We start from the raw sequence: 370 nt of genomic DNA on the forward strand, positions 1-370 counted from the left end.
CCATCCTCCAAGGCTAAATACTCGTGATCGACCGATAGTGAACCAGTACCGTGAGGGAAAGGCGAAAAGAACCCCGGGAGGGGAGTGAAATAGATCCTGAAACCGCATGCATACAAACAGTCGGAGCCCCGCTTTAAGCGCTTTCGGCGTGTTCACGAAGTGAACACGTCAAAAGACATTAAGGCTGAAATAGCAAGACTCAGCGCTTAAAGTGGATTTAAGCGCGAGAGCGCTTAAAGCGGGGTGACGGCGTACCTTTTGTATAATGGGTCAGCGACTTACGTTCAGTAGCAAGCTTAACCGAATAGGGCAGGCGTAGCGAAAGCGAGTCCGAATAGGGCGTTCAGTTGCTGGGCGTAGACCCGAAACC

General features: G+C 51.6%; 1 rRNA gene. It reads left to right on the forward strand.

Annotation, left to right across the window (positions count from 1 at the left end):
• Nucleotides 1-370: ribosomal RNA gene (locus tag C9I57_RS32320) — 23S ribosomal RNA — on the forward strand; the annotation flags it as partial.

The organism is Trinickia symbiotica (genome assembly GCF_003028655.1).
In the GTDB taxonomy this organism is placed as follows: Bacteria; Pseudomonadota; Gammaproteobacteria; order Burkholderiales; family Burkholderiaceae; genus Trinickia; species Trinickia symbiotica_A.